Source organism: Flaviaestuariibacter amylovorans (assembly GCF_039541815.1).
Classification (GTDB): domain Bacteria; phylum Bacteroidota; class Bacteroidia; order Chitinophagales; family Chitinophagaceae; genus Flavisolibacter; species Flavisolibacter amylovorans.
The window spans coordinates 143,543-165,754 of record NZ_BAABGY010000007.1 but is presented as its reverse complement, the minus strand read 5'-3'; the positions used below and the strand labels follow the sequence as shown (position 1 = coordinate 165,754).

31 protein-coding genes are annotated in these 22,212 nt (G+C 58.9%); 1 reads left to right on the top strand and 30 read right to left on the bottom strand.

The features are described 5' to 3' along the window. The first annotated feature begins 81 nt into the window (after positions 1 to 81). The gene (locus tag ABD937_RS09225; RefSeq protein ID WP_345255283.1) at positions 82 to 318 is read left to right on the top strand and encodes a hypothetical protein; all 237 of its coding nucleotides are present in this window, start codon (positions 82 to 84) and stop codon (positions 316 to 318) included. A 3-nt stretch (positions 319 to 321) separates the two neighbouring features. On the opposite strand, the gene ABD937_RS09220 is transcribed toward ABD937_RS09225, so the two are convergent. The 30 genes from ABD937_RS09220 to ABD937_RS09075 form a co-directional block, all read right to left on the bottom strand. After that, on the bottom strand, positions 322 to 1,377 hold the full coding sequence (locus ABD937_RS09220; protein ID WP_345255282.1) for a hypothetical protein: 1,056 nt from the start codon (positions 1,375 to 1,377) through the stop codon (positions 322 to 324). A 3-nt stretch (positions 1,378 to 1,380) separates the two neighbouring features. Beyond that, complete coding sequence (locus tag ABD937_RS09215) at positions 1,381 to 1,647, bottom strand: hypothetical protein (protein WP_345255280.1); 267 nt, start codon at positions 1,645 to 1,647, stop codon at positions 1,381 to 1,383. A 13-nt stretch (positions 1,648 to 1,660) separates the two neighbouring features. Further along, positions 1,661 to 2,014 (bottom strand): hypothetical protein, encoded by a 354-nt coding sequence (locus ABD937_RS09210; RefSeq protein WP_345255278.1) that lies wholly within the window; start codon positions 2,012 to 2,014, stop codon positions 1,661 to 1,663. Positions 2,015 to 2,019: 5 nt separating this feature from the next. After that, positions 2,020 to 2,223, bottom strand: a complete 204-nt coding sequence (locus tag ABD937_RS09205; protein WP_345255276.1) for a hypothetical protein — start codon at positions 2,221 to 2,223, stop codon at positions 2,020 to 2,022. Positions 2,224 to 2,261: 38 nt separating this feature from the next. Beyond that, on the bottom strand, positions 2,262 to 3,653 hold the full coding sequence (locus ABD937_RS09200) for a phage portal protein (RefSeq protein WP_345255274.1): 1,392 nt from the start codon (positions 3,651 to 3,653) through the stop codon (positions 2,262 to 2,264). Positions 3,654 to 3,675: 22 nt separating this feature from the next. Further along, the gene (locus tag ABD937_RS09195) at positions 3,676 to 5,322 is read right to left on the bottom strand and encodes a hypothetical protein (RefSeq protein ID WP_345255273.1); all 1,647 of its coding nucleotides are present in this window, start codon (positions 5,320 to 5,322) and stop codon (positions 3,676 to 3,678) included. Then, positions 5,319 to 5,888: a hypothetical protein gene (locus tag ABD937_RS09190; RefSeq protein ID WP_345255272.1), complete on the bottom strand. Its 570-nt coding sequence runs from the start codon at positions 5,886 to 5,888 to the stop codon at positions 5,319 to 5,321. Before ABD937_RS09190 ends, ABD937_RS09195 begins: the two co-directional genes overlap by 4 nt. 10 nt (positions 5,889 to 5,898) lie before the next feature. Further along, on the bottom strand, positions 5,899 to 6,093 hold the full coding sequence (locus ABD937_RS09185; protein ID WP_345255270.1) for a hypothetical protein: 195 nt from the start codon (positions 6,091 to 6,093) through the stop codon (positions 5,899 to 5,901). Further along, positions 6,090 to 6,671, bottom strand: coding sequence for a terminase small subunit (locus ABD937_RS09180; protein ID WP_345255269.1), 582 nt, complete (start codon positions 6,669 to 6,671; stop codon positions 6,090 to 6,092). Before ABD937_RS09180 ends, ABD937_RS09185 begins: the two co-directional genes overlap by 4 nt. Then, positions 6,652 to 7,143: a hypothetical protein gene (locus ABD937_RS09175; protein WP_345255267.1), complete on the bottom strand. Its 492-nt coding sequence runs from the start codon at positions 7,141 to 7,143 to the stop codon at positions 6,652 to 6,654. Before ABD937_RS09175 ends, ABD937_RS09180 begins: the two co-directional genes overlap by 20 nt. A 63-nt stretch (positions 7,144 to 7,206) precedes the next feature. Further along, positions 7,207 to 7,455, bottom strand: a complete 249-nt coding sequence (locus ABD937_RS09170; protein WP_345255266.1) for a hypothetical protein — start codon at positions 7,453 to 7,455, stop codon at positions 7,207 to 7,209. Next, positions 7,452 to 7,781: a hypothetical protein gene (locus ABD937_RS09165; protein ID WP_345255265.1), complete on the bottom strand. Its 330-nt coding sequence runs from the start codon at positions 7,779 to 7,781 to the stop codon at positions 7,452 to 7,454. The genes ABD937_RS09170 and ABD937_RS09165 overlap by 4 nt, the downstream gene beginning before the upstream one ends. A 74-nt stretch (positions 7,782 to 7,855) precedes the next feature. Next, a complete protein-coding gene (locus ABD937_RS09160; RefSeq protein ID WP_345255264.1) occupies positions 7,856 to 8,338 on the bottom strand; it encodes a helix-turn-helix domain-containing protein in 483 nt (160 codons plus the stop codon). A 4-nt stretch (positions 8,339 to 8,342) separates the two neighbouring features. Continuing rightward, positions 8,343 to 8,960 (bottom strand): HNH endonuclease, encoded by a 618-nt coding sequence (locus tag ABD937_RS09155; protein ID WP_345255263.1) that lies wholly within the window; start codon positions 8,958 to 8,960, stop codon positions 8,343 to 8,345. Between the two features lie 2 nt (positions 8,961 to 8,962). Further along, the gene (locus ABD937_RS09150) at positions 8,963 to 9,721 is read right to left on the bottom strand and encodes an ASCH domain-containing protein (RefSeq protein ID WP_345255262.1); all 759 of its coding nucleotides are present in this window, start codon (positions 9,719 to 9,721) and stop codon (positions 8,963 to 8,965) included. Then, positions 9,721 to 9,933 carry a hypothetical protein gene (locus ABD937_RS09145; RefSeq protein WP_345255260.1) on the bottom strand — a complete coding sequence of 71 codons (213 nt, stop codon included), beginning with the start codon at positions 9,931 to 9,933 and terminating at the stop codon, positions 9,721 to 9,723. Before ABD937_RS09145 ends, ABD937_RS09150 begins: the two co-directional genes overlap by 1 nt. Positions 9,934 to 9,935: 2 nt before the next feature. Continuing rightward, positions 9,936 to 10,421 (bottom strand): DUF1643 domain-containing protein, encoded by a 486-nt coding sequence (locus ABD937_RS09140; protein WP_345255258.1) that lies wholly within the window; start codon positions 10,419 to 10,421, stop codon positions 9,936 to 9,938. Positions 10,422 to 10,461: 40 nt separating this feature from the next. Beyond that, positions 10,462 to 11,724 carry a hypothetical protein gene (locus ABD937_RS09135; protein WP_345255256.1) on the bottom strand — a complete coding sequence of 421 codons (1,263 nt, stop codon included), beginning with the start codon at positions 11,722 to 11,724 and terminating at the stop codon, positions 10,462 to 10,464. A 32-nt stretch (positions 11,725 to 11,756) separates the two neighbouring features. Further along, positions 11,757 to 12,182, bottom strand: a complete 426-nt coding sequence (locus tag ABD937_RS09130) for a DUF1064 domain-containing protein (RefSeq protein WP_345255254.1) — start codon at positions 12,180 to 12,182, stop codon at positions 11,757 to 11,759. Next, the gene (gene dnaB, locus ABD937_RS09125; RefSeq protein WP_345255253.1) at positions 12,182 to 13,720 is read right to left on the bottom strand and encodes a replicative DNA helicase; all 1,539 of its coding nucleotides are present in this window, start codon (positions 13,718 to 13,720) and stop codon (positions 12,182 to 12,184) included. Before dnaB ends, ABD937_RS09130 begins: the two co-directional genes overlap by 1 nt. Then, complete coding sequence (locus tag ABD937_RS09120; RefSeq protein ID WP_345255251.1) at positions 13,717 to 14,514, bottom strand: hypothetical protein; 798 nt, start codon at positions 14,512 to 14,514, stop codon at positions 13,717 to 13,719. Before ABD937_RS09120 ends, dnaB begins: the two co-directional genes overlap by 4 nt. A gap of 103 nt (positions 14,515 to 14,617) precedes the next feature. Then, positions 14,618 to 14,914, bottom strand: a complete 297-nt coding sequence (locus tag ABD937_RS09115) for a hypothetical protein (protein WP_345255250.1) — start codon at positions 14,912 to 14,914, stop codon at positions 14,618 to 14,620. A gap of 10 nt (positions 14,915 to 14,924) precedes the next feature. Further along, a complete protein-coding gene (locus tag ABD937_RS09110) occupies positions 14,925 to 16,052 on the bottom strand; it encodes a DUF5131 family protein (RefSeq protein WP_345255249.1) in 1,128 nt (375 codons plus the stop codon). 16 nt (positions 16,053 to 16,068) lie between these two features. Further along, entirely contained in the window at positions 16,069 to 16,971 is a 903-nt protein-coding gene (locus tag ABD937_RS09105; protein WP_345255248.1) for a DNA cytosine methyltransferase, read from the bottom strand. Continuing rightward, positions 16,971 to 17,858, bottom strand: coding sequence for a radical SAM protein (locus ABD937_RS09100; protein WP_345255247.1), 888 nt, complete (start codon positions 17,856 to 17,858; stop codon positions 16,971 to 16,973). The genes ABD937_RS09105 and ABD937_RS09100 overlap by 1 nt, the downstream gene beginning before the upstream one ends. A gap of 2 nt (positions 17,859 to 17,860) precedes the next feature. Then, positions 17,861 to 18,595 (bottom strand): phosphoadenosine phosphosulfate reductase family protein, encoded by a 735-nt coding sequence (locus ABD937_RS09095; RefSeq protein ID WP_345255246.1) that lies wholly within the window; start codon positions 18,593 to 18,595, stop codon positions 17,861 to 17,863. 1 nt (position 18,596) lies between these two features. Continuing rightward, the gene (locus tag ABD937_RS09090) at positions 18,597 to 19,028 is read right to left on the bottom strand and encodes a hypothetical protein (protein WP_345255245.1); all 432 of its coding nucleotides are present in this window, start codon (positions 19,026 to 19,028) and stop codon (positions 18,597 to 18,599) included. Beyond that, a complete protein-coding gene (locus ABD937_RS09085; protein ID WP_345255243.1) occupies positions 19,028 to 21,268 on the bottom strand; it encodes a DNA methyltransferase in 2,241 nt (746 codons plus the stop codon). The genes ABD937_RS09090 and ABD937_RS09085 overlap by 1 nt, the downstream gene beginning before the upstream one ends. Positions 21,269 to 21,275: 7 nt before the next feature. Next, positions 21,276 to 21,449, bottom strand: coding sequence for a hypothetical protein (locus tag ABD937_RS09080; protein WP_345255241.1), 174 nt, complete (start codon positions 21,447 to 21,449; stop codon positions 21,276 to 21,278). A gap of 54 nt (positions 21,450 to 21,503) precedes the next feature. Then, a complete protein-coding gene (locus ABD937_RS09075; RefSeq protein WP_345255239.1) occupies positions 21,504 to 22,184 on the bottom strand; it encodes an NUMOD3 domain-containing DNA-binding protein in 681 nt (226 codons plus the stop codon). Between the last annotated feature and the right edge of the window lie 28 nt (positions 22,185 to 22,212).

Sequence of the window (22,212 nt, the reverse complement as noted above, 5' to 3'; positions counted from 1 at the left end):
CCCTTAAGGAGGTGTGAATTCTCATTTGTGAACTGTGGCAAGCGTTCACAAATTGGCTACGTTTGGAGGAAATCAACGCGAATGATCCACTTCTGGGGCTCCCTCATGGCCATGGGGCTCGGCGAAAAAGCCCGCGAGCGCATCTGGCTGTACGAGCGGCCCGGGCAGGAATTCTGCCTCGTACCCTTTTGGGATATGGAGAAGGGTCGGAAGCGGTTTGTGAAGTTTCAGCGCATGCTGGATCAATGGGTGTTCGTCGATCTGGTCGACATCAAGAAGGAGAAGAAACCGAAGCCCCCGAAGAAGGGCAAGAAGTAGGGCTCAGAGCTTCGCGTACTCCTTATTCTGCCGCACCCAATACGGCTTGTTCTTCCACCCCTTGATACGCTCGCGGTTCTCCTCCACGTATGCCGCGAAATCCGCGTGCGGCTCGGTGATCGGGTCGATGGTTGGCTCCTCATCGGAAAGCCCCAGCAGCTGATCCTCGATCTTCTCGTACTCAGCGTCGCTCACCTGCTCCGGCGTCGCAAAGCAGCGGCAGAACGGGTGCCAGCCGGTAAACACAAAATCCTTCGGATACAGGCCCGCCAGCCGGTCGCAGATGTCGTAGACCGGGTGGTTGTTGGATAGGCTCACGCGGATGCCGCGGATGAACGGCAGCGTCTGCCATCGGGCATGATCAGCGGAGCGGTAGGCGATGTTGGTTTCGGTCGCGGAAAGGCGCAGTGCATTCTTGTACGACGATCGATACACGCCCTGGCCGGGGTGGTAGTTCTTGGCGGCTTTCGATAGCCCCAGCGACCCATCGTCTCGGCGCACGCGGCGAAAGAGCTTGTCGGGGTTCACCAGGTGCTGCTTCAGGTCGCGGGCCATGGCGGCCGCGCTCTTGCCCTCGCTGATGCCGGCGCCGAGGCTCAGCTCCAGCTCATTGCGAAAGGGCTCGAGCGTCTTCCATACCCGATCGCTCAGGTCGATACCGGCGTCCTTCCGCTTCTTGAAGGCCTCAAGGGCGCCTGCGTTGGGGTCGTAGAGGATCTGCTGCAGCTTTGGCGGCAGCTTCTTATCCTTCAGCTTCCCGTTTGCGATGCGACGGTCGACGAGGATATCGTTCTTCTCGTTGGAGAGGCCCCAGCTGGTTTCGATGCCGTTGAGCACGCCCGCATAGAGGCTGCCGTGAAGCTTCTTCATTGCCGCCTCCACTTGGCGCTGCAGGGTCGGATACTTGTCGATCCGGAACACCTTCCCCTGATACTTTACGAGCTTAGCCTGCAGCACAACCTCCACGATCGCGCGCTCGTAGGCACGCAGGATCCGCTTCGCGTTGCGGCGGATGGTGCCCCGGAGCTTTTGTTCGTATCGATCGTGGAGGTCGGGCATGGGTTACTCCTCGGCTGCGGCGGCCGTGAAAGGGCTTTCGATGTGAAGGGATACCGGTGGCGTGCCCTGGCCGATCACCATGAGGTACACGCAGCCGGTCTGCTGAATCAGCTCCATCTCCTCCTTGTTGAGACGCCAGCAGCTGACTATGACGGGCGTGCCGTCGGGGTATGCCCCTTCGAAAACGGGTAGGTCGCTGCACTGCTCGTCCGTCCATCCTGCGGGCTTGGTGTACACGAAGTTGCTTTCGGGGAACGTAGTGGGTAGCATGGGAAAGTGTTAGTTAGGCGAAACGGTTACGATTGGTGTGCATGGCCGCACGATCGGCTGCACCGGCTTCGTGGAAGTCAACGTCATCATGGTCGACGCTCTTCGGCTGCGGATTCACCGGCAGCTTGAAGTACTCGGCGGTCTTGCGGGCGATCTTCGCAGGCGCCCACCGGGGATTCTTGGCGAGCATGCCGATGGCATAGTCTACCACTTTGGAGAGCTTCTCTTCCGGCACGAGGTAGCCGGCGGCGAGCGCTTCGGCTACAGTTTGGCCGGCGTTGTTGAAGGTGCGGCGAGATTGCTCGAGGGCGCCGTTGCGCAGGCCAGCAGGGCGGGGTTTCAGTTCGGGTTGTTTACTGGGGGACATATCGGTTACTGGGTTTTGATGACGGGATCGGGTTCAGGGGTGAGCTCGAATTCATAGTGGTGCGATACGCCAGCGATGTAAGACACTTCGTACACGATGCCGCCGCCGGGCTTCACCTGGATCTCGGTGACCTGGCGCGCATGCTGGTCGGGGTCTGTGACCACGTAGACCTTCTGGCCAAACTCGTATTTGTTGTCAATCACCATCATGCTATCAGGCTATTGGCTTATTAGCTTACTGGGGAAGGTCAACCGAGCTCGGCATCAAGAGCGCTGGCGCTGTTGGCTTCCTCCTCGATAGCTTTGATCTCTGCTTCCGGATCCTGCACCAGCGGGTTCTGCGCCACCGCCGTCTTCTGGCTGATGATCGCCTTACCGCCGGCGGCCGTTGAGAGCATGTCGACCTTCTCAGCATCGTTCTTCGGCAGGAAGTACTCGAAGTGCGGCTTGATGGTCAGGAGCGTCGCAGGCTGGAGCTTCAGCTGCAGCACGGCGAGGGCCGATTTCAGGAAGTTGATGCGGCGCTGCACGCCTTTGCCGAAAATCTCCTCCTTATCGGCAGCCTTCATGTGAGCGCCGAGAAACAGCATCTTCAGCGCGATGCCGGAGAACGTACCGAGGCCCTTCATCTGCTCGAAGGAGATGTCGGGCGTATCGGTCATATCATAGATCAGGGAGCGCAGGTTTTGCAGCTCCATCTTCACCGACTCCGGCGCGTTGTCCCACGACATGTACGAGGCCTCGGCATTCGGGTCCAGCTGCAGCAGCTTGCCGGTCTCGCCCTTTTTGGCAAACGACACGATATCGCCCTTGACAAGGATAGTCGGGTCGCCGTTGTAATCATTCGTATCGGCATGGCGGGAAAGGCGCAGCTCGAAGCGGTCGATCATAGCCTGCACGTCGTGCCACTCCGGGGCGTCCTGCCGATAGTAGATCACCGGGATCTTCTTCAGCAGGTTTGGAATGGCGGTGGCCACCCAGCCGCCTTCTCCCTTCTCGCCCTGGTAGATGGTTGTGGCGGTGTAGAGGTCGAAATGCTCCTCTTTCTTGCCGGCATTGTCTACGGTGTAGCCGCGGCCAAAGGCCACCATGTCGCCGTACTTGTTGTAGACCGGGTTGAGGGTATCGCCGAGCGAGCCGGCCAGCACCTGCATCCGCATGCGCAGTTTGGCCCCGTCAGCGGCCGTGCCGGCCCAGAAATCAGCCTCTTCCTGTGCCAGCTCCTCCGGGTACCAGAGCTCCGCCACCTCGCACTCGGCCATCATCAGCTTGGCCAGGCGCTTCGATTCGTAATCGAGCTTGTTATCGTCCCACGTCTTCTGCACTACGGCGAGGAGCCCCCGCTGCAGGTCATCAGCAGGTGTCGCCCGCAGCACGATAGGGTTACCGCACAGGAACTGAGCCGCACGCGACACGATTCGCTTTTGCAGGGGCACGGGGATCTTGGCTACCGTCACGATCTCCGTGCCGGTGTCGGTGGTCACGGTCTTGTCCTGCCGCTTCGTCACGGCGTGCTCCTTCGGGTCCCATTGCTTGCGGGCATCCTCGGGCTCGATGGCGCGTGCCGGCTGCGCAGCGGTGATCTTCTTCTGCAGCTCTTCGTAGTTGCCGACGCCGGCTACAATTTCATCAAGTTCCATATCTGAGAGTTTCGTTTATCAGTTATCGAAAGAAGTTCGCGAGGTTCTTCTTGGGCTTTTGAGTCGGGTCTACATCGGGCACCGGGTAGAAGGTGTTGGCCAGGCCGTCGGCCTTATCGGGCGAGCGGCCGAGGCGCTTCTTGATCTCGTCCTTCTTCTCGATCTGGATGGTACCGTCGGAGCGGAAGAACCAGGTGATCTGCAGCAGCTCCTCGGCGAGTTCGGTGTCCGGGGGAAGCATACCCTTCTCCTTGCCGGCCGGGTTCAGAAACTCCCGGATCCGCCAGAACAGGTAGGCGCGCATGTTCAGGAAGCGGTAGCAGCCGGTAGCGTCGGTGAGGTCCTGCTCGTGCCACTTCGCCCCCTCGGTGCCTTCGGAGAACTTGACCGAGAAGACGCCCTTCACGGCCTGCTCCTCGAGGCGGGAAAAAACGCCTGCGCCCTCGCCGATGGTGTCGATGAAGGCCTGAGCTGTCTTGCCTGAGGCAGCGTCCGTTTCAGCCGCCAGCGTCGCTTTGATGCGCCCGGCCACCTGCATGTGGTTGGTCGTGCCGCCGCTGCGGATCATATCGATGGGACCCACCCAGGAGCCTCGGCGGGGCACAAAGGCGCTGTTGTCGCGTCCCCAGCCGGCCACGTCGACGCCGAGGCGGAGGGCAGGCAGCAGCGGGAAGCCGTTGGCTTGGTGCTCCACCCAGCGCTGCTGCGCGAGCTCGACCCACTCCGGCGGCACGAGGGCACCAGAGGCGACCTTTGGCGCCATGCCGCGCACTTTCACGCGGAAGGGATCATTGGGACGGTAGCAGTGCTTTCCGTCCTCGTTCTCCCACCAGAAATCCCCCTCCTCCTCGCGGAAGTCCTCAGGGGTGATCACTGTGCACCAGTCGCGCACGCGACCGTCCACCCAGTTCCAGTCCACCTGTCCCGGGATCTCGAGGCGCTTGCACTCGGCTTTGGTGAGCTCACCGCGGCGCATACGGGCGTGGTTGACCACGTTCGGGGCGTTAAGCGAGTCGAGGCGAAAGGCCTTCCAGCCCTTCTTGCGCATGGCGCTCGCGGCATAGCCGGTACCGGAGTTGTCGTTGAAGACGAGCAGCAGTCGGCTGTTGCCCTGCAGGTTACCCTCGATGGCCGTAAACACCTCTTCGGGAATGCCCGAGGCCTCGGTGACGGCAAACATGACGTTGACGGCGTGGAAGCCGGTCCATGCCTCCTGCTGGTGCTCGTCGGCCTTGAATCCGGTCAGGAACCATTCCTTGTCGGGCATCCGCACGTCGGAGCCCACGAGGCGGCCAGGCAGGTCGAAGCCGCGGGCACGAGCGCGGTTGATGAGGCGCACCACCTCCGGGTACATGATGTTCTCCACCTGGCGGCCGGTGGGCGCGGTCATAGCTACCTTGGTATTGCCGGTAAGCTCGCCCTGCTCGGACCATTCCGGGGTGAAGTAAAGGAAGCAGCAGCACGCCACGGCGGTGATGAAGTCCTTGCCGCGGGCGGTGCCGCTCTTCACGATGGTCTTGGGGTTGTGCTGCACGGAGTGGAGGATGGCCTGCTGTTCCTCGTCGAGGTACACGCCGAATACTACCTCCGCGGCGCGGGGCCAGTCGGCGAGGATCTCCTCAGTGAGCTTGAGGGCATCGGCGGTGAGGTTTTCAGATGCGTTGCTCATTTTACGGTGCGCGGTTTTACCTCATAGCTGCACGGGAAAGCAACCTTGAAGTGGTTGGTGTCATGGTTGACCCAGTAACGTTCTTCATCGGTGAGGGGCCGGATGTATTCGAAACGGGTAAGTTCCAGGATACCATCGCGTGAAGGATGCGGATCGTGGACCATCACACCGTTCTTCCAAATCGTCACATGCGACACGCCTCGCGCGGAAAGCCCTGAGACGAAATAATATTCATGCTTGAGCTCGACACGGAGTCGATAGTAATGCTCCGGCGTCTCGATCTTGGCGTCAATAGCTTCGCCAAAGCATTCCCATTCTGCTTCAGTCATGTGGAAGACGCGAAACCGATGATCAGTGTCCAGCTTCATTCCTTTTTTCAGGAGGAATCGATCGGTCAGGTACCACCAAAGTCCGTCCTCCCATTCATACCAGACCTCAAAGTTGGGCACTTCTGAAAGGGGCAACTCGAGGATAGATGCAATAGCAGTCGCCCAGCAGTTACCGTGCTGTACCCACTCGCCGGCGGCGTTCTTGAGGCTGAATTTTGTTTGTGTAAGCGGGATCATTAATTCCGTTTCAATTTTTCAGTTTCTTGATAAATGGCCCCTGCGGCGTGAAGGTGGCACGGCCGTTTACGATGTTCACACCTATTGCTGCTTTCTCATAGTTGCTATCCATGAGAATCCGCATAGCGTTGAAAAGACTGTCGGTTGCTTCAACCGTTACTGTCTCGCCATTCTCCAGGCGCTCGAATAGCTTTCCTACTGTCATTGGTTACCTCCTTCTTGCTTTTTCATGCGCAGCTGGCGCACCAGGTCATAAAATCCCTTGTTCGTGCTCTCGCCGTCCGACGTCACGTCCTTCTTGTCAACGAGGCCGAGCAGGCGGGCGATGATGTTGGCGTTATAGGCCCCGACGGATGCCCCTTCGAGCTGGTTGGTGGCGATTGCTTCCCTCACGTACGCGATGACGCTGAGAAATTCGCAGGCTTCGGCGCGCGCTTTTTCAGTCGCCCCTTCTTTCTCCTGCGCCTTCATTCGGCTTTCCAGGTCGAGTATAAACTGCTGATTGAGAGCATGATACACAGCGAATCCGGCAAGCGAATACGGGCGCTGCGTGGGCACCTGCACCATGTAGACCCACTCCATCTGGCCCTTGAGTGGTTGGCCGCTCTTCCCGAGCTTCGGACGCTGGTAGGGCTTCTTGAGGGCTTCGTTCTTTAGCCATGGGTTGGCGTCGGCCCACTCGAAGTAATCGAGGGCGCCCTGCAGGAGGTCTTCGGGGGTGGCGAAGGCACGGGGCCTGCCCACCTGCGGCTTCGCCGGGGGTTTAGGCTTGCGTGCTGTCATGGGAAAGGATTTGGTGAACGATTTGGTCCGCGCGCTCCTCGAGGCTTCCGTAGGTGCTGTCCCAGGGGGCTAGGATCACTTCATGGATGGTACGGGAAACTCCGTTCTTGCCTTGGCGGAATAGCTCGGAGATCGCTTTGGTGAGTCCTGGCGGCATCGTCACCAGCTCGGTTGTATGCGCAAGCGCCTGCGGGTAGTAGAGCCGAAGGATAACTGCGATGAAGAGGCGCCGCACGTCCACCAGCTTCGACTTGCGAAGCGGCCCGATGTAAGCCTTCGGGTCGAGGCCGTGCAGGGTGCAGAAGGTAGTGAAGTAGGTGGGGATGAGGGAATAGTCCGATGCGACCGGCTTGGCCTCGAGGAGCGCGGCGGCAAGCAGCTCTTGGGCAAGCTCCGGGCTATGCCGCAGGAGCAGGCGCCCGAGCAGGGCATACGGGCGTTTCCCGATGTGAGGAGTGGTGGTCGAAAGCATGAAGGACGGCGGTAAGCTTCAAAGCTACTCTGCCGTGTCCGTTGCGAAATTTCTTCGCAAAGGTCATTCGCTGATGCGCTGCGTGAGCAGCACTTCGATGGGCGTGTCTGCGACTTCCGCGACGCGCCGCACGAAGAAGATGGGCGGGAAGGCCTGGCGCTCTTCCCACTTCTGGTAGCGGGGCAGGTTGAGTCCGTGGCCGAGCAGATCGACCATTTTTTGCTGGGTGAGCTTCAGCCGCACCTCGCGGATCATCACGAGGTTGAGCAGGAAGGTCTCCTCGTCCTGGCGTTCAATTTTTCCGATGCTCATAAATCCTTCTCTTTTTTCTTGTTCGTAGGTCGGTATTTGGCTGATGGCGGCAGGGCTTTGTAACTCCATGCGATCGGCCTGCCACAACCGCTGCAAAACCGGTGATCGCGCATTATCTCGGGCCAGCTGCAGGAGGGGCAGAAGTACCCTGCCTTTCGGAAGTGAGAGGAGCGCTCGGTGTATCGCTCTGCGAAAATCGTTACCGGTTGAGGCATCAGTTTTTCCTCGCTGGCACCTATTTCCAGCATGATGCGTTCGGCTTCTTCGGCACAGGCTTCAAGCACGCTACGCAGCAAAAGAGAAGCGCCGCCGAAGCGAGACTCCATACGTTCGCGGATTTCATACCGTGTCGGTATGGGGCTCGGCAACAATAGCGGTTGCTTCTTTTTGACAGTGTCACTCATAACCAGGTTGCGTGTGCGTTGACGTTGAAAATTTTGTTGCTCGTGATGTCACCGACTGGCCAGGTGCGGGGCTCGTCTTTGGGGTTGGAAAGCTTTTCGCCCGGTGCCGGGTTCGGGCTCGTGTTCAGGTGCGGCAACAGGCCTTCGGCGCAAAGCCAATCCCGAACGGTGTTGTGGTGGACGTGAAGCGCCCGGGCGATGTTCCTCCGGCATTCGCCAGCTTCGAACAGGCGTACCGCCTCCGCGATTTTAAGCGCGTGGTCTTCGGGTTCCTGCTTCTGCACGGTGACATCGGAGACAATCTCCCGCACGCGAGGAAGAGAGCCTCCGAATTGGGAGGCGATCGCTCGGAGGCCTTTTCCCTGTTCCCGGGCGGCGCGCATGCGGGTCTTTTCGTCTTCGGAGATCTCGATCGGGCGTCCGGGCTTCCGGCCGCGGCGCGGGTACTCTGTGGTGGGTAGTGGGATCATTGCTGCCATGGGGTCAGGCTTTTTCGATGAGGGTTGAGGTTTCGAGCGTCGGCCGGCCGGTGGTGCTCAGCACCTTGAAGGACACGACCCAGTTTTCGATAGCCGCTCGCTGCTCCTCGGTTCTGTAGTCTGCCGTACTGGCCTGCTTCCGTTCATTACACTTGCGACATAGAGGTTGGAGATTTTCGACTGAGTGCATCCCACCGAGGGCCAGCGGCACAATGTGATCCCATTGCACGCTTTTAGCGGAACCACATTTCAGGCAAGAATCGCCAAGAAGAACCCTCAGTTGGTCGTAGTCAGCTTTACGTACGATGCCGCGTACATTGGCCTTCCGGGCCCGCCTTGTCGCTTCCGCAGCACGCTTCGAAGCATTTGCCTTCTCGCGATCGCGTGTGGAAACAGACGTACGCCCGTGGCATTCTTTGCACTGAGCTTTCAGTCCATTAGGTGTTCGCTTGTCTTTGTGATACTCGGCAGCCGGCTTCGGCAATTTGCAGGTACAGCAAACAAAGCACTCAACTCCGTTGACTGAGACGGGCTTTTTGTGGCGCTTCTTATTTTGCTGCATAGTAGCAGCACGTTTTGCTTTGTGCTCCTTCGTGAAGGGCTTTCCTTTTGGCCAGGGCATATTCAAATATTTGGTTTACCAGTTGTAGACAGAACTTTAAAACTTATGCGCCACACCCACGGGTTGGCGTCCCAAGATTCGGGGCCGTTGATGGATTGCCAGAGGCTGCGGAAGGAGCCGGTAGGATCTTCGAGATATTGGTATGGGTCTGCCGCGTTGTAGTTCCGGAAGCAATTGTGCTCTACAAGCTCGATCCCCTCCGCCTCTGCGTCCGCTTCGCTGATGTCCTGCAGGCGCTCCACGCGCACGTCGGTTACCTCGAGCCAGATGCGGGCGGCTTCCTTCGGCATGAAGAGGCTGTTGCGCTTATACCAGCCTTCCAACATGCTGCCGGCAGGTTCTACGGGCAGCTCGAAACGTTTGCCCAGGCCGGTGACGAATTTTTCAAAGCAGTAGTAATCACTGTACGGGTCGTAAGCGCCTTCGCCAGACGAAACGAACTTTTTCCGAAGCTTGCCGGTCTTCTTGGTCACGCCGTCGTATACCCATTTGCCATAGGCATAGTGCTCTTCCCGCACGTAGAGCAGGTCGCCCGGCTTGCCGTAGGGGCAGCGGACGCTTCCATACTCATCTCCGATCACCTGCTGGAAAATTGCCCGCAGTGACCCGTCAGGGTATTCTTGGAATCGGACAAATTCCACATTATCGGGGTTTGCGTTTACTTCTTCGAGCCCGCGCGTGCGCCGGGTCTTGGTCTTGCGCCCGTCCTTGGTGGCCTGCACCATCGAGGTGCTGAACAGGAGGGGGATTTCTTTTTGCATCAGTATGCGGATTTTGAAAGTGAGGTATTGATTTGCGGCCGGGCCAGGTTGGCGCCGAGCCAGAACAGATCGATGGCGCAATGCTCGAGCACCATCACCCGCACGGTGGCGCCGCCCGGCAACAGATGGTAGCTCATGCCGTAATGCTTGCAGCCTGCCAAAAGGCGCGCTTTCGTTTCGGCGTCGGGGATGGGGATGTCAACGGTGATCATATTTAAAACTTGATGAGGGGTGAATCGGATGGGAGGTATAGCGGATGCTTCGGGTGGCCGGCGGCAGTCTTGCCGAGGCAATAGAGCGCACCGGGGGTAAGAACCTGGAGCACTTCTGCTGCACGCTCCTTAGCCTCGGGGAAGGCGCCCCAGCAGAGCACCACCTTCGGGTACAGCGATACCACAGCGAGCCACTTCCACCCGTCAGGGCCCAGCGGATCAGGATGGGTAAGCAACACCTTGGGATCAGGACTGACCACGTTGAACAAGTTGTACATGGATACGCCGCCGTAGCCTTCGCGCTTGGCGAAGCCGATCACCCTGCGGATGGTGGGGTCGTCCGTCTCCGCGTTGGCCGTCGAGGGGTTGAGGCCCATGAAGGCGATGATGGGTCGACTGCGATCCCAGATTCGCTGCAGCCGGTACCGGTACTGGCCACATGGCGAGAAGTCAGCGGAGCGGATGGGCTCGAAGAGTGTTTGGGTCATTGTTGGTGAGTTAGTGGCCCCCGGAGGGGCCGGTTAAATGTTACTGCCATTCGGGAAGCGCGTCGATCTCCTCCCTGGTCATGCGGCGCACGGTGATCGTGTAGGTGAGTTCAGCACCGTCCTTCATATCCTGCATCTCGGGACGAATCCAGTCGAGGATGACCTGCTCATGCTCAGAAAGAAGATTGGTGTCACCGAAATCCAGCTCGTACACCTTGTACCTGCCTTCGGCGTCGGGCAGCGGCGAAGGGACTGGTTGCGATCGTCCTTCCAAGGCCTGCAGGCGATCGATCTCTGCGGCGATGAAAGCGCCGGCCACGCGCAGCTGCTGCACGCGGTCCTTTGCGAGGATCTTGTCGCGGAAATGTTCGCTCCAGCCATTAGGCCAGGTGAAATACTGGGAGTCGAGGCAGAATGCCGCCGCCCGCAGTAACTCGCCGTTGCCGTAGTCGGCATCGTTGGAGGCATCCCAGCCGTGTTTGTGGATCTGTTCATAACGCTCTTGGGCGATGTGCTGGGCGCCGGTGAGCTGACCTCCTTCAGAGGCAAGGGCGATAGATGCCTCCTCATTCAGCTCCTTCAGCAGATCAATAACCGATTCGTACCAGGCTGCCTTCGTGAGTTTCTCCATGGGGTCGAGGTCAGAGTCGGCAACCTGTTGCTGGATGGCCTCGAGCAGGGCGATGTCGAAGGGTACGGATCCGGGGACGGGCGTGGCCGAGGCTGCAATGCGCGAGAGCGCGGTCTGTAAGTTCTTCGCCATGCCCTCTGCATGGTCTCTATCCCTGAAATCGCCCCAGATATAGAAAGATTGGTTGCCTATGCTGAACTCGGGCCGCAGTCCGTCCCATTGCACAACAGCAACACTGAACGAATTCAGGGCGGGCTGCGCAGACTCTTGCAAGTGGCGCTCGGCGCTATCGGCAATAAGGCCTATAGCGTATTCATCTCGGAAGGGGTCAGGGGCGGGTTGCCCTACTGGCGTGATAATGTATTTTTCCTTTAGTTTTTCAGCAGTCTCCTTGTATGAAGCACAGGCCGCATTGTCCTTTTCAACTGTTTCAACCACCTTCATGTAGATACTATCGTAAATATCCCCGCTTACAGGTTCCCGCTCTACGAGTTGGGCCGGGGAGCCGCTGGCCTCTCCCTTTACCTCTCCTTGGGAGGCGGCGGATAGCACGCAGCGTAGGTCAGCGACCAATGCAGCATCGTTGTGCCAATCTGCAAACTTCTGAAGTCGCTCTTTTGCGGCTTGAAGTTGGGCGGCTGAATACAGGGGTGTAGATTGTTCGTTATTCATAACCTGGTGCCCGGTACCGCCGGGCGGCGGATTTAGATTTCTTGGATGTCAATGCCGTGTATCTGGAGCATCAGCTTCTTCTTGAGCCGGTAGGTCGGCAGCTTGCGGGTCACCTTCGACTTCACGTCCTCCACCACCAGCTCGCCCGCGCGGTAGTACTGGAAGTCGGCCACGTACCTGGCCACCACCTTACCCTCCACCTCGAGGTCGTACTCCACCTGCATACGCAGGTCCTTGATCTCCTTGGTGATGGCGAGCATCTTCAGCTCGGTGTAGCGACGGGCCTCCTTTTGCGAGTCGAACTCGATGCCGTCGATCAAGGTTTTCTTGGCGCCGTACTTGTTCGCGCGCTTCTCAGGCTTGCTGGCGCCAGCTGGTGCCGGCGCGCCGATCTCCTGCCACCCGCGGATAGTGCCCTTCGCCTGCAGCCGCTCGAGGTCTTTTTCGCTGAATCCCATCAGAACGGCCCTCCTTCGAGTTGATCGTCGATTTCAAGTCGCGCACCGGGGTTGAGGTAGGATCCGTTGGTGCCCACAGGCTTCCAGCTACCGCCTCCCAGTGTGGCCGCCATGTTTCGGTTGGTCTGGAAAGTGCGAAACTGCTCCACTGTCATCCAGCGCTGCACCTCGAGCACAGTGTGCATCGGCACCTTCTCAAGCGCACCGTTGCGGTTTTTCTTGAAATGGATGTCGGCCATGTTCTTCAGCGCCGGATCGACGGTGAGCTCAGTTTCTCCGTAATCCTCCCGCGTTAGGAAAGCCACCACGTCCGCATCCTGCTCAATAGCGCCGGACTCCCGCAGGTCGGATAGCATCGGTTTGCTGCCGGCACGCTTCTCGATCTCGCGCGAGAGCTGCGAGAGCGCGATGATCGGCACCTTCAGCTCCTTTGCAAGGCCCTTGAGCCCGCGCGTGATCGTGGCGATCTCCTGCTCCCGGTTGCCGCCCTGGCGCAGCGAGCCGCTCATAAGCTGGAGGTAGTCGATGATGATGAGGCCGATTGCGTGCAGGTTCAAGAGGCGGCGGCACTTGGCGCGCAGCTCGAGAAGGTTGAGGCTGTGCGAGTCATCGATGAAGATGGGATACTGCGCCAACTTCTTCACCCCGTTGTCGTGCAGCGCCTGCAGGCCCGGCTCGTCGAGCTTACCCTTCACGATGCGCTCCAGGTGGATGCCGCTTTCTGCACTAAGCAGGCGGTCGGTGAGCCGCTCCGTGCTCATCTCCATCGAGAACACGGCTACAGGCGTCGGCTTGAACCGGTCGGCGGCAGCATTGCGGGCCAGGTTGAGGGCAAAGGCAGTCTTACCTACCGAAGGCCGTGCAGCAAGGATGATCAGGTCCGTGTCCTGCCAGCCGCCGGTAACCTTGTCGATGGAAGGAAACCCGGTGGGCACGCCCGTAAACTCCACCTCCCGAGTGGTGAGATCCTGAATGTGCACAAACCGGTCGATCACCACGTCGCGCACATGGCGCGCATCGGCCTTGACGCCATGCGTTGCCAGCTCGGAGAGCTCCGAATTCACATGGTCGAGCCCTTCGAAGGCATCGATGCTCATGTCGAAGGCAGCCGCGAGCCCCTCGCCACAGATGCGGATCTGCTCACGCTTCAGGTACAATTCGTGGAGGATGTGGGCGTGCTGCTCGATGTTAGTGGAGCGCACCACGTTCAGCGTCAACTTCGTGATTCCGTAAGGGCCGCCCACGGCTTCGATTTCGCCGCTCTTCGTAAGCTCGTTGTAAAGCAGCACCTCATCGACCTTGCCGCCAGGCAGGGCACGCAGCCGCAGGATGCCATCGTACACCCGCTGGTGCGCATCAACGTAGAACGATTCTTTGCGAAGGATCGGTGTGACGATATCCACGGCCTCCTTGTCGATGAGGCAGGCCCCGAGTACGGCGGCCTCGGCCATCGGGTCGTGCGGCGGCACTTTGCCATACACCAGCGCGCCAGGGTCTGTTTCGATAGGGCGCTGCCCTTTTCTGTTCGTCTTGCTCATGCCTGTCCGTGTTTTCTGTTGAACGCATCGAGATCACGCTGGCGCGCGGCGAGATAATCATCAGCCCGGTCGCCGCCAAATGGCAACGTGCCGGCAGCTGTATTCAGGTTCTCGGGTTTGAACCAGACAGCGATCATCTTCTGCTTCCAGTTCTTGACCGGGTTACCGCGGCTGTCTTTCCATCCAGCCGTTGAATAGTACTCGTGTGCTTTCCGGGCAGCGGCCTTGCTGTACCCCTTCTCCTCGAAGAAAGCTTCGACCTCCTGGACTGGTGGTGGAACTAAAACGCCCTTCTTCTGCTGCCCTTGGTCGGACGAGGGCGGCGGCGAAGCCGGCGGTTCTCCTCCCTTCCTTTCCTGTTCCCTTCCCTTCCCTTCCCCTACTTTCACTAGACTATCATTAGTCGACTCATAGTCTAGTGTTCGAGGAGGCGGAATTTCAGAGGGTTTTTCGTTGGTTTTGTCAATCTTCTGGTGCTCCGTGAACGTAAGGATCTGGATGACTGCCAATTCTTTTACAGGCTGCTCTGGGGTCGATACCCTGCCGTCGGCATTCACATCGACCTTGTACCTGAGGATGAACCCGGCTCGCTGCAAAGCGTCCAGCCCTTTGTCCATATCGTAGTTCTCAAAAGGAAAGATTTCGGCCTTCAGACGCTTTGGCCTGTCGAGCAGCCGGCCCTCCCGGTCAGCTTGCGTCCAAAGCCCGATGAAGAGCAGGCGCGCCATCGCTGGGAGTTCAGCGAGCTCCTCGTTGAAAAAAAACTGCGGTTTGATTGTTCGGATGCGTGCCATTACTATTCTCGTCTATATGTTATCGTTTGTGCATTTCCGTTAAGCGGTTAGCATTTCTTAACAGGCCGGGGCCAAAAAAACGCGGATCGCCCGCTGGTGCTTTTCAGTACGGCCCCTGCTCCGGGTCGCCGCGCAGGTGCGCCTCGCACTTCCTGGCCGCCTCCTCCCACTCGCTTGCCCCGGCCGAGTGATACTGCTTCCGCTTCAGGAACGACCCGTAGAACTCCGTGTTGGGCGGGTACACCATGTAGCAGTCGCCGTCGCGCGACAGGTGCTCCAGCTTGCCGGCGCCGCGGCGGGTGCCGGTGGTATGCCGGTACAGGAAGTCCCGGTCCTGGTAGTAGCTCACGGTAGGCATGTCGAGGGCGGGCGTGGTCAAGGAAAGCGGTTGCTGGTGCATGCTGCAGGTTTTAAGCGGTAGCGGATTTAATGTGGTAGGCTGCCGGCATGGCGTTGTGCTCCACGCCGTCGAGGCGGCGGCCGGCGACCTTCTTGCCGACGTTGTACATGTCGCAGTAGGCCTGTCCCGGGTGGGCAGTGAACGTGTGCTTCCGCCTGGCAGCACGGAAGTCGCGCTCTGCCCAGTTTCCCCACTGCTTGAAGAAGAAGTCGACGCCGGCGGCTGCGCACTGATCACGGAGGGTGCGGGCCCAGTCGGGGTGCATGGGTCGGGCGCCGGGGCCACTCTCGCCGCCGCAGATCACCCAGTCGATGGCTATGCCTGCTTGATAGGGGAACAAGCGCCCTTCCGGCATCTTCCGCGCGTTGAACTTATGGCTACCGCACCAATACCCAGTGCGGCCGCAGTCGGGGCAGGCTTCGTTATAGTCGCCTCCGAAGTAGCCGCGGCACCCGGAGCATTGCCAATCGATCTTCAGCCAGCGGGAGACATCCACCGGTCCCAGCAACGGCTCGCAGCTGAGGAAGCGAACGGCTGCAGGCGTGCGCAGCAGATGCGGGATGCGGGCGTCGGCTGCCTTCTGGTCCTCTACGGACACGCCGAGCCAGACGTTGGGGATTGCGCCTCCTTCGAGCATCTGCGCTTTGGCGTGGAATGCTTTTTTCAAAATGGCGCCGCTCTTCTTCCCAAAGAGGACTTTATCCATTTCGTGCATGATGTTGGCGATCGTGCAGGGCTTTGCGAAATACGCCTCCATCCGCTTCGCCCGCTTCGTAAGCACTTGGTACGTGTGGTCGGTGAGCGCCATTACCGCGAAGGCGCGATCGAGGACAGCATCGGGCACCGACTCGTGGAACAGGTCGCTCATGGAGTTGACGAAAACGAAGTCCGGCTTCTTCCACGAGAAGGGTAGTAGCATGCGGTCTTCGATCACGTTGATCTGGCCGGTCCAGTTACGGGCACCGCTGGCGGTCTTTTCCACGGTACCGTCGAAGATGCCAGCCATCAGCGGGTTGTGCAGCCGGATCCAGGCGGTGTGAATAGCGTAGCAGTTCTTGCAGCCGGCAGATACCTTGTCGCAGCCGATAAGGAAGTTCCAAGTCTTGCCGGTCCATTCGATTGAGGAGTTGTCGCTCATAAAAAGAGGTTGTAGGTTATCGTTTGCTTTGTTCACGGTTGAAGTAGATCATCGCCTGCTGGCCAGCCCATCGTCCCATGTGCACCGGCACCGCGTTGCCAATGAGCTTGTAGGAGCTGCGGGCGTTCTCGAAGTGGAAGTCATCGGGGAATCCCTGCAGGCGAGCATACTCCCGGACCGTGAACGGGCGTACACCATGCGGGGCGGCCGGGTCTTTCACGAGGCGGGTGCCAAGGTCCTTTGCATAGTGGGCTACGCAAGTAGGCGCCAAAGCTGCCGGGTCGGCCGGATCGACGATGATCGGTCGGTCACGGTATTTGCCTGCGAGCCGGTGGTGCACGTAGTCGGGCATGTCGTATACGGGATCGTTCTCGATGATATCCCGGAGCCGAATGCGATTGCCGGGCACCGGCGGCTGGATGAAAAACGGGCGGCGGGTACCCACCAGCAGAAGACGCTTGCGGCGCTGAGGCAGCCAGTAGGCGGCATCCACCGGGCAGAACACATTCACGAAATAGTCGGGCAGCTGCGTCATCGCCTCCATCACTACCTGGAACTTCTTCATGCCGGGTACGTTCTCCACCCAGTACATCTCCGGCCGCTCGATGGCCACATGCCGGAAGAAGTGCAGGAATAGGTCATCGCCGGTGCGAGTGCCGTGGATATCCGCAATGGTGCTGTACCGCTGGCAAGGATAGGTGCCGAGTATGATGTCGCTCTTTGGCTGCTCCTTCACGGTCTTGTCCTTGATGTCGGCGCGCAGCACCTTATGTCCGAAGTAGCGAGGGTTTGCCTCCATGCAGTCGGTGGCATCCTTGTCGAGGTCAAGCGACTGAATCATCTCCACGCCCGCCTCCATCATCCCGATCTCCATGCCGCCGCCGCCGCTGAAATATCCTTTTGCTGTGGGCTTGTACATTATGCTTTGTTGTATTTGTACTCCGTCCAGGAGCAGCTTTTGAATGTTGCGCGGTGATTCACCCACCGCGTAAAGGCTTTTTGGTAAGGGTCGCTCTTGTTGTACGGCATCACATAGGGCATGCAGCCCATATCGGCCAGCGTCATAACCCTTTCGAGGTCCTCCTCAGGCGTCGTATCGAATCCGATCAGGACAAAGAATTGCATCCGTGTGCAGGGGATGCCGGCGGCGTTGCAGCGCTGGATGCCCTCTTTCACGATCCGGCCGTCCTTGTACTTATCCCACGCGAACGTGAGGTATCGCTGGTTGAATCGTGAGTTGTAGTAGCGCACGGTGGCCAGCAGCTCCGCCTGCTCTTCGGTGATAATCCGGATGTTCAGGCCTTGGATAAAGCATACCTTCAAGTTGAGCTCGCGGATGCGCAGCAGGTTGGCTTTCCACTCGGGACCGCCGAAGAAGTCGTTGTCGAGCAGCATCAGCCGGTCGCCGCCTTTCGGATTGAGCAGCAGGCCGTCGATGGTGCTGTTCAACTTGGGGCGGCCTTCCTTCTGGGGCACGCAGCAGAACTTACACACGAAGCGGCACCCTTTCATTGAAAACCCAATGTGGTAGTCACAGGCGGGGTACAGCGAGTAGGAAGGCACACACTCCTCGATCTCGGCCGGCAGCCGGTTCTTAAAGTCGATCCCGGTACCTCCCACCAGCGTTTTGCCCGTCGGCAGTTGCGGCATTTCCGAAAACGAGAAGATCTTCGAGGCATAGATGCGGTCGTACTGATCATCCCACAGCGGCCCCTGGTACCACTCAACGAGGTGTCCCTGCGCCTCGTGAAAGGTCGCCACCTGCATGAGGGCCAGATTCGGGTATGCTCCGTCGACTTGTACCATGCCTATACGCATTGCGCGGGGTCATTTGAGGGGTCAAATAATTCGGTCTGGCCTTTCGTGCGGCCGGCGATCACGTCGCGGATCGGTCCGCCCTGGAACATCGTAAAGCCGATCTGCTGCTCGATGCCGTCGATGATGGCTACCGCTTCAGGGTCGTGCTTATCAACCTGGCGCAGGTCGTGCACCGTCATGTAGATGCAGACGCGGCAGGAGAAACGGCGCAGGTGCTGGTACACCGGATGCAACGGGATGCTGCGCGCGGAGAGGTAAGCCAGCACTTCCACCTCCGTCCAGTCCTTGATCGGGTTCCACTGCCACACGGTGCGCTTCGAGTTCTGCTGGATGCGGCGCAGCTTCGACAGGCGCTTCCGGCCGGTACTTTCTTCGGAGCGGATGCCCATGCAGCTGATCACTACCGGATCCGTTACGTTCCTACGGATCCACGTTTCGATGGGGCCGCGCTTCAGGTCGCTCGTGCACTGGCGCGTCTGCATGCCGGGGAACTTGCCGCGGCGCTCGGCCATCGTGAGGAGGGTCTTGTTCGGGTTGCGGCACACGTCGAGCTCAAGGCCGGAGATCTGACGCACCATATCGCGGCACCACTGCTCGGTGCCCGGATGCTCCCAGCCGGTGTCAGCGAACACCACGCGCTTCGGCATGTCGGGGTAGCGCTCACACAGGTAGGCGAGCATCGCGCAACTGTCCTTTCCGCCGGAGAAGTTGATTACGAGGGTCATTTCAGTATTCAGTGTAAGCGGTGAGAAGAATGATCACATAGCCTTCGTCGCACACGCCTACAACAGCGGTATTGCCCGACCAGCTGGGCTGCGCGACCCATAGGGGCGTATCCACATCCATGAGGAACTCGCCGCCCTTCCATCCAATGAGGCGCTTACCCACCGTCTCTTTGAGCATGGTGAGAAAGGCTGACAATTTGGGTGCTTCGGCTCCGGTGTCGATATCGGCGCAGAAGTCAAGAGCGAGCTCGGCATAGAGGCCACGCCATGAATGCACGCCGTTCGGGAATGAGTAGGCAAAGTCGAATCGCACTTCTGCCTCTTCGCGACCCTCCCGGTTGTATTGATGGTAGTTAGCGATGCGCTCGAGGTGTTCGATAAGGCCACCAAGCGTGAGCTGCGGGAGGCCGCCGGGTTCAGTTATTCTGTTCATCAGGCTGCAGGTTCATTGGTGAAGAGATCGTCGATTAGGAGTAGCTGGTTCTTGCCCTCCTTCGCCGCCTTATGGTTCTTGATGTTGAGGTCGAAATAGGAAGCCTTGAGCTCCATGCTGATCGACTTACGCCCCATCTTGATGGCTTGGAAGCCTTCAGAGCCGATGCCGCCAAAGGGGCTCAGTACCCAGTCACCTGGATTGCTCCACAGGTGCGCAGCGCGCTCAATGGTGGGGAGCTGTAGCGGGCAGATGTGCTTTTCGTCACGGTCACCGCGACCCTTCCTGCCGTTGAGCGTATCACCGTAGTCGATGTCCATCCAAACCGGAGAGGCGTACTTCTGCCACAGATCGACCGGAATATTGCATCGGACGGGGTGCGCGTGCTCACCTGGCTTACGGAACACCATCAGATAGTCCGGCAGCCCGACCCGGCTCATGGCCGCATCCTTCTTCACCTGCTTATGCAGCAGCCCCAGCGCCTTGGTGCGTTGCATCTCCACAACGGGATCTTTCCAGATAGTGACCCGTGAGTGAAAGATGAAACCGGCCCGCTCGAATGCCTCCCGGATCATGGCCGGGAAATCGCGGAGGCCTATGTAGCCCTCCTTTCCCTTCTGCACCGGAAGATCCATACAGTGCACTGCGACATTGCGACCGCTCCAAAGCACCCGGTACAGTTCTGGCACCAGAAAGGAAAAGGCGGTAAAGAACTCGTTGTAGTCTTTGCTGTTGCCCATGTCCTCTAGTTCGTCGGAGTAGGTGTAGAGCTCAGCGAAAGGGGGAGAAAAGATCGAGAAGCCGACCGATTCATCCGGGATCTCTTTGATGCGACGAACGCAGTCCCCCTCCATCAGCCACATATCGGGCGCCTGGATGGTGCGCTTCGGCGTCAGCACGCGGGTCACTTCTTCGGTGAAGCACCCGTTCATGTGCTTTTGCATGGCCTGCTGCATTTCCTCATGCCGCGATTGCTTACGGCGAATCGAGTCGCGCACGTTCTGCATCGTATCGCTCGTGATCAAATGGATGTTGACCGCCTGCGTCTGACCGAAGCGGTAGGAGCGCCGAATCGACTGATACAGCCCCTCAAAGGAAAAGTCAAGGGACGGGAACACCTGGTTACGGCAGTGCTGGTAGTTGAGGCCAAACTGTGCGATGCGTGCCTTCGTGATTAATACCCGGAAGGCACCGGCCGCGAACGCAAGCAGGTTCTTTTTCTTCACTTCCGGCTTGTCCGATCCGCGCACTTCCACTGCATCGGGAATGAGGCGGCGCAGGGCATCGCCCTCCGGATCCTGCTTGATCCAGACGATGAACGCTTCCGAAGACCCGTTCACCAGCTCCGCGACCTTTGCCATCCGCGCATCCATCGTGGCCCGGAGCTCCGCGTTGTGATCGCCGGCCGAGACCGCCTTATCGTTGTACAACTGGCCGTTGTCGCGCTTTTCAGTGATGATCTGGTGCTCATGATATACCAGATCTGGCAGCACGTACCCTTCATCCGAAAACCCGATGTCGGAAGGCCTTGAAAGCATGATGGCCCACGTGCTTACGAACTGCCAGAAGCGATCCTGAGCGTGGCCTTTCAAGCGCCATTGGGAGGTGTCGCCACCGTCATGGATGAAATACATGGCGAGCATCTCCGCGCGGCTCATCACGCCAAGGAATTCAGAATGGTTACCCAGCTCCATCGGGTCATTGGGCGAGGGCGTAGCGGTGCAGCACAGCTTGTAAGGCGTGTCCGAAAAAAGTTCGATGATCAGGTTTCGGGTGGCGCCCTCTTCGTTCTTCAGGATGGAGCTTTCATCGAGTACAATACCGGCGAATAGGGAGGTGTCGATGTTTCCCAGTTGTTCGTAGTTGGTGATGTAGATGCCCGGCTGCACTGTCAGGCCGTCCGCCGCCGGCGGGCATTCCACAACCGGCCCAAGGCCGAAGCGATCTGCCTCCCCTTTCGTTTGCTCAGTGACCGCCAAGGGTGCGAGGATGAGCACGGGCTTTTCGGTATGTGTTACGACTTGGCGAGACCATTCCAGCTGCATCAGAGTCTTGCCGAGGCCGCAATCGGCGAAGACAGCGAAGCGGCCTTTCTTGAGAGCGATCGGTACGATATAACGCTGAAAGGGGAAGAGTGCAGGATTGAGTTGCATGGCTTCTACCTCGAAGCCGCAGTCGATGTGGGCCTTCACTTTTGAGGCCAGGAATTCGTCGTAGGTCTTGTATTTTACTTGCTCCATGGTATGCTTATTCTTTGTCTTCGAGAAAGGCGGTGATGAGGGCGATGAAAATGAGGACGGCGGTGATCGGTCGCTGGAAGCTGATGCCGGTCTCGTCGTAGCGCATCTTGCCGACGAAAAGGGAGGTGATCAGCGCCAAGCCAACGATGAGCGCGTATGTCCAGAAGGGATAGGGCTTCATGTTATGCTGCTTTTGTAAAGGGTACATTGGTAAGCTGGCGGCCGTTGCCATGCTTCACACGTACCGGAAAGAGGTTTTGTTTGGTCGATCGCCGTTCAGGTAACGGCGCAGGTATTGCGGATTGATGCCGGCCACGTCGGCGGCCTCACCAGCGTAGTCGTAGAAGATCCCGGTTTCGAGGTTGAGTACCAGGCGTGCCCGGTTATTGGCAGCGCCTACTCCCTTTGACTTCCCCTGCATCTTGCGCCGGGTCTCCTCCGTGTGCTTCCTACCGAAAAACGGGTTCTGCTGCCCTTTCAGTTCCGGCTTTATGCGCCCTTGCTGGTAAGCTCTGCGAAGTCCTGCGGCGATACTTTGACGATGGTCCTCTGAAAGGGTGCTACCGCTTCGGTGCTGGCTGAGTAAGCGCTTGGTCTCTTCGCTGCGCTTTATACCTCTGGAACTCGATGCCGTGGGACTGGCGTTCACGCAGGTTTCCCAATTGAAGAAGCAGTCAAGGTAGTGCTGCTCCTTGGTATCAAGTTCCTCGGGCAGGCAAGTGCAGAGTATTGTGAGGAAAGGCTGTCCATGCTTATTGTAAACCCGTTGCAGAAAGGTGTTATCGTGATCGCCACGCTTCAGGGCACGCAGGTGCTGGGACCACCGGACGCGGATATCCACACTTTGACCGATGTAGAAGTAATCCACTTCCGGAAGGTCCCAGCCGATTGCGTATATACCTGTTTGCTTTTGCATTGGAGGTCGTTGTTCTTAGGGTAGCAAC